This is a genomic window from Hufsiella arboris (assembly GCF_009834875.1).
In the GTDB taxonomy this organism is placed as follows: Bacteria; Bacteroidota; Bacteroidia; order Sphingobacteriales; family Sphingobacteriaceae; genus Hufsiella_A; species Hufsiella_A arboris.
The window spans coordinates 1-7,975 of the sequence record NZ_WVHT01000020.1; the positions used below are offsets into that span (position 1 = coordinate 1).

Annotated in this window: 8 protein-coding genes; 1 reads left to right on the plus strand and 7 read right to left on the minus strand. The window is 45.1% G+C overall.

Annotation, left to right across the window (positions count from 1 at the left end):
- Positions 1–214: 214 nt before the first annotated feature.
- From GS399_RS20260 to GS399_RS20290, 7 genes are all read right to left on the minus strand, one after another.
- Entirely contained in the window at positions 215–1,804 is a 1,590-nt protein-coding gene (locus GS399_RS20260; protein ID WP_160846488.1) for an ABC-F family ATP-binding cassette domain-containing protein, read from the minus strand.
- Between the two features lie 189 nt (positions 1,805–1,993).
- Positions 1,994–2,404, minus strand: coding sequence for a DUF1801 domain-containing protein (locus tag GS399_RS20265; RefSeq protein WP_160846489.1), 411 nt, complete (start codon positions 2,402–2,404; stop codon positions 1,994–1,996).
- Between the two features lie 2 nt (positions 2,405–2,406).
- Positions 2,407–2,661 carry a DUF4342 domain-containing protein gene (locus GS399_RS20270; RefSeq protein ID WP_160846490.1) on the minus strand — a complete coding sequence of 85 codons (255 nt, stop codon included), beginning with the start codon at positions 2,659–2,661 and terminating at the stop codon, positions 2,407–2,409.
- A 64-nt stretch (positions 2,662–2,725) separates the two neighbouring features.
- On the minus strand, positions 2,726–3,178 hold the full coding sequence (locus GS399_RS20275) for a GNAT family N-acetyltransferase (RefSeq protein ID WP_202409532.1): 453 nt from the start codon (positions 3,176–3,178) through the stop codon (positions 2,726–2,728).
- An 8-nt stretch (positions 3,179–3,186) separates the two neighbouring features.
- The gene (locus GS399_RS20280) at positions 3,187–3,633 is read right to left on the minus strand and encodes a VOC family protein (protein ID WP_160846491.1); all 447 of its coding nucleotides are present in this window, start codon (positions 3,631–3,633) and stop codon (positions 3,187–3,189) included.
- A 30-nt stretch (positions 3,634–3,663) separates the two neighbouring features.
- Positions 3,664–4,548: a TIGR02757 family protein gene (locus GS399_RS20285; protein WP_160846492.1), complete on the minus strand. Its 885-nt coding sequence runs from the start codon at positions 4,546–4,548 to the stop codon at positions 3,664–3,666.
- A 166-nt stretch (positions 4,549–4,714) separates the two neighbouring features.
- Entirely contained in the window at positions 4,715–5,854 is a 1,140-nt protein-coding gene (locus tag GS399_RS20290; protein WP_160846493.1) for a cystathionine gamma-synthase, read from the minus strand.
- Between the two features lie 1,214 nt (positions 5,855–7,068).
- Between GS399_RS20290 and GS399_RS20295 the strand changes: the two genes are divergently transcribed.
- A complete protein-coding gene (locus tag GS399_RS20295) occupies positions 7,069–7,920 on the plus strand; it encodes a hypothetical protein (RefSeq protein ID WP_160846494.1) in 852 nt (283 codons plus the stop codon).
- The last annotated feature ends 55 nt before the right edge of the window (positions 7,921–7,975 follow it).

The following is a 7,975-nucleotide window of genomic DNA, read 5'->3' on the forward strand; positions in this document are numbered from 1 at the left end:
AGTTTGAGTATTATCGCAAAGCCGGATCACCGTGTTTTCTTAACGCCAAAAATTTGCGGGCCGACATCGTACTATCAATGGCAGGAGGATATGATCGTTTGCCGGGACAGCAATTAATGGTCTGTAGTAACTTAAATTCAACGGCAGGAAACAAACGTTGCGAAATACGTTGGCAAGACGCAAATTCCGGAAAGAAGTAAGAACAGCTACCTGATCAGTACAATTCAATGATACGTCTCACATTCACCTCCTGCAAAAAACGTTCATCATGCGATACTACCAGCAACGTTCCCTGGTATTCATTTGCCGCCGTGGTCAAGATTTCCATGTTTTGAATGTCAAGGTTATTGGTTGGCTCGTCGAGCACGATCATATCAGGCGCCTGGTTTCGGATCGTGAGGCAGCAAAGCGTCAAACGCATTCGTTCGCCACCGCTCAGAACATCACATGACTTATCCCAGTACTCGCTGCTAAACAAGAACCTGTTCAGTCGGATTTTGACTTCATGTTCATGCAGCCCGGAAAGATTGAAGTTTTGAGCTTGCTCATATACAGTAAGTCCGCCGCCTGTCAATGAATAATCCTGGTCTACGTAAATGAACGCGTTCCCAAAGCTTTGCAGGCTACCTGTTTGCGGCCGTAACTCCCCGAGCAGTAGTTTTATGAGGGTAGTTTTTCCCGCTCCATTAGCGCCTTTCAGTGCTATCCTTTCACCGCTGGTTATTTGAAATTTCAATGGCTGCTTCCATATAAACTGATTGCGAAACTTATAATTGATCTCATCCGCCGATATCAGCGTTTTACCCGTATGAAGTATTGCGTCCCCGAAACCGAACTTCATTTTATCGGTGAGAGGCAGTTCCTTCCTTAGTTCGCTAAGCTCCTGCGAGATGCTACCGACTTTTTCATTATGAATTCCTTTTAGCCGCGATGTGCTGTTTTCAGCATTATTCCTTAGAGTGTTCTGGAGAATCGTTGGCAGGCCGGCTTTTTCCTGTTTCTTCTTTCCGCGTGCGTCGAGCCTTTGCTGCCTCTCGGCGGTTTCACGTTTAATTTCTTTCGCCTTGCGCAGGGCTTTTTCTTTTGCCCGGATATCCGCGTTGACCGCCTGGTTCGCAAGCGCTTTTTGCGAAGTATAAAAATCGTAATTACCGCCGTAAAATGTTAACCCGCGGCTGCTTAACTCGTAAACAGCATTTACAAGATTGAGCAGTTCCCGGTCGTGACTTACCAGGATCAGCGTACTGTCAGACTGCCTGATATAATCATAGAGAAGTTCGCGGCCCGCACGGTCAAGATGGTTGCTCGGCTCATCCATTAAAACAATTTCCGGCTGGTGAATAAATATTCCCGCCAGGAACACTTTGGTTTTTTCACCGCCGCTCAGGCTGCTCATTTGCTGATCAGGAGAAACATTCTCCAGGCCCCAGCTTGCAAGGGCATTCCGGCACTTGTCTTCTATCAGCCAGTCCTCGTTAAGGACGGTAAAATCATCATCACAAATATTTCCGCTCAATATATTAGTTAAAGCACTTAGCTTTTTGTCCACGTTGAGGACTTCCGCAACAGAATATTCGTTGAACTGTTCTGATAGCTGGGGAACATAATATGGCTCGGAATCAGCGAAAACGGTTCCGGCTGCGGGCAGCAGCGTTCCTGCGATTATTTTCAGGAGGGTCGACTTCCCCGCGCCGTTATTGCCTACAAGGGCTATTTTTTCAGCTTTTCCGACATGGAGGCAGAGGTCATCAAATAATAAATCTTTGTTGGGATGAATGCAGGTAATATCCTGAAGATTAAGCATAATTTCATTTCAAAGGGTGAATAAATCGCCTTGATCTTTGGCAGACCAGTACGTTAAATTGCTTGAAAGAAATTAAATCCTACATGAATGGGTATTCGTTTTTTAGTGATGCAAAAATAACATTTTTATCCGGTGTGTCAATGCAGCTATGCAGTGGCACTGGGCGGATAGTTTAAATTTGACAAGGGATCAATCCTTTTCGACTCCTGCCAGCAAGTTTTTGACAGCGCTCTGTAACGCGCCTGCTTTTAACCGGGCGTCCGCAAGTCCCGATATGGGCACGACTTTTCTTCCGTCGGGATAGTTCTTGCCGCCTATCCCGGATTTATCGCTGATCCTGGCCCCGGTTGGGAAAACAAGAAGGATATTTCCGCGGTGCAGGTTGATCACCACAACATCCCGCTTGTATTCCTTCGCGTCGAATGCAGGCATCTCCCCGGCGAAATAAAAGGCTGGAGAGTTCCACTTGATTTGTTCCCCTATTTCCTTATCGCTTTCTAAAATGACCTGGCGTAAGAACCTGACGGTTTCTGCAGTATCAGCCTTGAGCGCGCTGATATATTCATCGACTTTTGCGTTGGTTTGGCCATTTAAATTCATTTTTAAAGCTGCTCCCCTTCCCGTTCAACGGAAATAGTGCATTCGCCGATTAAAGCCGCCAGTGCGCCGATCGCGGCAAGTACCGGCGCGAATACAGCACCCACAACGCCTATCGAAAGCGGGATGGACATGATCTCTTTCCCGGTTTTATCCTCGATGATGATCTTCCTTACATTCCCTTCATCGATCAGTTCCTTGATCTTATTTAGCAACTCGCCGCCTTTTACGTTGAATTTTTCTTTAAACGATGCTGACATATCTTTTTAGGTTAGAGTTAGAATTAGTTTTTTTGTTACGACAACGCTGTCAATTCCAGGCGTTTTAGCTGAGTTTCTTTTCAAAACAAACGCTGTTTTCCACGCCTGCGTACTGCCCGTAATTTTCAATGACCTGGTAACCATTCTTTTTGTACAGGGCAATCGCTTCCGGCTGCCGGACACCTGTTTCCAGCACACATTTTTTGTACGCCAGTTCCGCGGCCCACTTTTCAAGTTCGCCCAATACTTTTGAAGCGACTCCCTGACTACGATATCCGGGCGAAGTGTACATCCGTTTCACCTCCATACTGGCATCATCGAACTGCTTAATGGCGCCGCATGCCAGCGGCACAGCATCTTCATAGGCAACCACAACGTGTTTAATCAGGTCGATTTTGTTAAACTGGGAATAAAAGGCATGCTCGTCGCCATCTCTTATGGCAAGGTCGGCATCAAGTTCCCGAACGAGTGATACAAAATCAGGGTTATTTGAATCGGTTCTCAGAAAAGTAATCATCTTATAACTCAATATTTATCATCGTTAATCTCTATCCAGTAATTATCAGGATCCTGGAAATAAATTTGTTTCACGCCGTCGGGACGGATGGTAACTTTGTCCTTTTCACCCGTCCAGCTTGAAAAAGGGATCTGCAGCTGGTGAAGCTTGGTTATTACCGAATCCATGGAAGCAACGCTGAAACATAAATGAGAATCTTTCTGGTGTTCTGTTATTTCTTTCGCTCCTTCGATTAAATGGAGCTGGCTGTGTTCCGCGACTTTAAACCAGGAGTGCTTGTTATCGTGAAAGGGTTCCGCGATCTGTTCAAGCTTTAAAATGTCTTTGTAAAATGTGGTGCTTTTCTTGAGGTTGTTTACGTAAACTGCCACATGATTTAATTTACCATACTGGGCAAAGGTTGAAAGACTAAAGGCAAATAACATAAACAGTAATGCCGGCAATGTTTTCTTCATAAGAACTGCTTTTTAAATGCAAGATAGTTTTTAGACTTCAAAACTCAGCCTGCGTTCAAACTTTTCCTCCACCCCCAATCCAAACAAAGCGAAGTCGTATTTCACCGGATCCGCAGGATCTAATTCACGCAGGTTTTGCGTCAGCTCGATGGCAGTTGCCCAGTCAGTTTGTTTACGGCTGATCAATCCAAGTTTCCTGGCAATACGATCGACGTGCAGGTCGCATGGACAAACAAGCTGCGATGGACTGATGCGTTTCCAGATACCGAAATCAACACCTTTATCATCTGCCCTGACCATCCATCGCAAGAACATATTGAGCCGTTTACAGGTAGATTTTTGAGTGGGAGAACTGATATGCTTTACCGTACGGCGTGGAAAATCCGGCAGGCTGAAAAAATAGCTGCGGAAATGATTCAGCATAGGGCCGACATTGTCCGGGCTGTTTATTAATTGAGAATTGTAGCAAACAGGCGAGCTTAAAGAAGCCGTTTCTGTTGTTCCCATATCAAGAAATTCTTTGCGAAATTCAGAGCTCTCATCCTCCGGCAAGAATGCGTCTTCCAGTGAATCAAATTGCTGGTAATGGTAATTGAGGAAATGAACGAAATACAGCAGGTCTGTGTCGTTAAACGTACGGTGCTTAAAGCCGATAAGTGAGGCGAGATCCGCTTCCTGGTGGTTTACGATGAAGTCATATGGTGAGCTGTTCATCCGTTCGGCAAGTTCCCGGCATTTATTGATAATTGTTTTCCGCTGCCCCCACGCCAGTATTGAGGCAAAAAAAGCCATGATCTCAATATCCTGCTTTCGCGAATAGGCATGCGGAATGACGATCGGATCGTTGTCAATGAACTCCGGTCGGTTATATTGATCAACTTTTGCGTCGAGGAAGGACTTGATGTTTACGGACACGAAATTTTGCTTTACAAATTATTGCGACTTATTTGGTATGATGGGATCCATTAAATCGGCCGGCAATTAAAAACCACTGCGACACGAAGCAGTCTTAAGCTGGAGATTGCTTCACTCCTTTCCATTTCCCACGCTTCGGTTCGCAATGACTACTTATTACTTATTACTACGCCAGCGCTTGCTTCAAATCTTCCAGCAGATCATCAATATCTTCTACCCCAACACTTAAGCGAAGCAGGTTATCTACCACTCCGGCTTTTTCCCTTTCTTCTTTAGGTATCGAACCATGTGTCATACTTACCGGGTGGTTGATCAATGATTCGACACCACCGAGCGATTCCGCCAGTGTAAACACTTTAAAAGATGAGGCTATACGAAACGTTTCCTGCAAATCGGCACCTTTTAGAACTATTGATATCATCCCGCCAAAGTCTTTCATTTGTTTTTTTGCAACGTCGTAGTTAGGGTGATCTTCAAAACCCGGCCAGTAGATCTTTTCTACACGAGGATGGCCTTTCAGAAACTCAGCGATTTTCCTTCCGTTCTCGCAATGGGCCTTCATACGAAGATGAAGCGTTTTAATACCGCGTAATACCAAAAAACTGTCCATCGGACCCGGCGTAGCACCGCAGGCATTATAGATGAACCATAAATCTTTATACAGCTTTTCATCGTTCATCACCAGCGCGCCCATTACAACATCCGAGTGTCCTCCAATGTATTTGGTAACCGAGTGCATCACGATGTCAGCCCCCAGGTCCATCGGATTCTGGAGATAAGGCGACGCGAAGGTGTTATCTACAGCAAGCAGCAGGTTCTTCTCTTTCGTGATTTTAGCAACAGCTTCAATGTCAATGATTCGCATTGTTGGATTTGTCGGAGTTTCAATCCATACAAGCCTCGTGTTTTCATTAACGTTTTCACGGATAATTTCCGGGTCGGACAGGTCGAGGAAACGGAACTTAATTCCATAGCCTGCGAATATTTTGGTGAATATCCGGTAGGAACCGCCGTAAAGGTCGTTGCCGGTTATTACTTCGTCGCCGGGCTTAAGAAGCTTCATAACGGCATCGGTAGCACCCATGCCGCTTGAAAAAGCCAGTCCGAATTTCGCGTTTTCCAGGGCCGCCAAACAATCTTCCAATGCCTTGCGTGTAGGATTAGTACCGCGGGAATATTCATATCCTTTATTATCGCCCGGCGATTTCTGCCAGTAAGTAGATGTTTGGTAAATCGGCGTCATCACCGCTCCTGTTGAAGGATCGGGCTCCTGCCCGGCGTGTATGGCTTTCGTTGCAAATTTCATAGTATGGTATTTGGCCAAAAATACAATTTGTATCTCTTTGCTCAGAAATCTTTAGATTGAATTAACAGGTGAAACCGAAACCTCCCGTAAATAGAATTGCTGTCCCTGCATTTTAAACCAGATCGAAACGGCAGCTTTTGCCGGCTGCTAACATTCAATCAGCACAAACGCCCAGGGCAAAACTATAGTGCAGAGCGGGGCTGAATCTACCGATGAAAACTGAAACCTGCTTTTCAAAAAAACATCCTGCCATGGTTTTTCGCCAAAAGCCTTAAAGTTTTATTATGGAAATGACCGGTACTATTATTGGGTTTTAGAAGGGTCTCTCAAAGAGGACCCTTCGTTCTTTCGCTTGCCGGTTGTTTGCTGGTCATTAATCGAAGAACAGACGGCATATGGTTAATGCCTCCCGGGGTTTCGGGACAGGTTATGCAGTATTATGGGTTAGCGGGAACAAACTATAATCGTGAAACTGACACTGCGTTTCTGGAAAAGAATATAAAAGTTTTTCAAGTTTATTCCGATTTGGAAACGAATGGCATTGCTACCATCGGTATGCAGTCCCGTTTTCCGCTTTTACTCCTCGCCCCTTCACTCGCGCTGACGCTTCGCTGCGGGTTAACCGCTGCAACCGGGTTTAAAATGACGGGGTTGTACAACAAAGAACCAGCGCAAATAAACCGTAAATAGAATGCTGTCGCTGCATTTTAAACCAGATCGAAACGGCAGCTTTTGCCGGCTGCTGACATTCAATCAGCACAATCGCTCAGGGCAAAACTATAGTATAGAGCGGGGCTGAATCTACCGATGAAAACTGAAACCTGCTTTTCAAAAAAACATTCTGTCAGTTTTTTTGCGAAAGCTTTAGAGTTTTATTATGAAATGACCGGTATTACCGCTATTTCCTGCAGCCCCGTTTTCCGCTTTTACTCCTTGCCCTTTCCCTCGTTGCTGACGCTTTGCTGCGGGGTAACCGCTGCAACCGGGTTTAAAATGACGGGGTTGTACAACAAAGAACCAGCGCAAATAAAACGTCAATATTCTTGGGTTTTAGAAGGGTCTTTCAAAGAGGACCCTTCGTTCTTTTTTTCGCTTACCGCTTGTTCCCCGAACTATTCAATATCTTTCTATTTTATTATCTTAAATGTTCAAAAACATAACATTAAACCTTGCTATATCGTTTAAGTCTTAAAAATCAACCACAAACTAACAATATGAGAAAACTATTTATTCAAGGATTTGCTTTCAGCTGTTTTGCACTTTTTGCATTTAACGGCTGTAAAAAAGATTCTTCTTCGACCGGTAGCGACCAGGACATTACAACTGTTGAAGTAAGCGCCGAAGCTGATGAACTCATGATGGATTCCTTCTCAGAGATCAGCGGTGTATCGACAGAAAACCCGGGAATGTTTGGCCTGAACAATTCTTCACCAACAATTAAGTCTGCTCCCAATTCTACGTTCGGCGACTGTGTGAGTATAGCGGTAAGTCCGCTTTCCGGATGGCCGAAAACGTTAACACTCGATTTCGGACAAGGATGTACGCTGAACGGTGTTAAACGCAGCGGTAAAATTACCGCGGTATTTACTGCACCGATTTTTACAACCGGCGCTAAGGTCAGCCTGGCATTCGACAACTATACCGTTAACGGGACAAAAGTTGAAGGCACTAAGATTTATACCAATAATGGCAAAAACGCGGCAGGAAATTATTCGTACACCGTTGATGTAACTGGCGCGAAGTTCACGAAAGATTCGAAATCATTTACATGGAATTGCAACCGCACTATTGAGTGGACAAAAGGTTTCGGCACCGTTACCGCAGCAGACGATGAATTTTCCATTACCGGTACTGCTAATGGCACAACACCAGGCGGACAAAACTTTACAGTCGCTACAAACAGCGCGCTAATCAAGAAAACGGCATGCAACTTCATCAGCGCGGGGATATTAGAATTAAAATCTGCCGGCAAAACCTGGACGCTGGATTACGGCAGCGGCGATTGCGACGACCAGGCGACTGTTACCGGCGCTTCGTTTACCAGGCAAATAACACTAAAAAAGTAGTTAAGGATTTGTTTATGTTATAGAAGGGTCTCTCGACAGAGGACCCTTCGTGCTT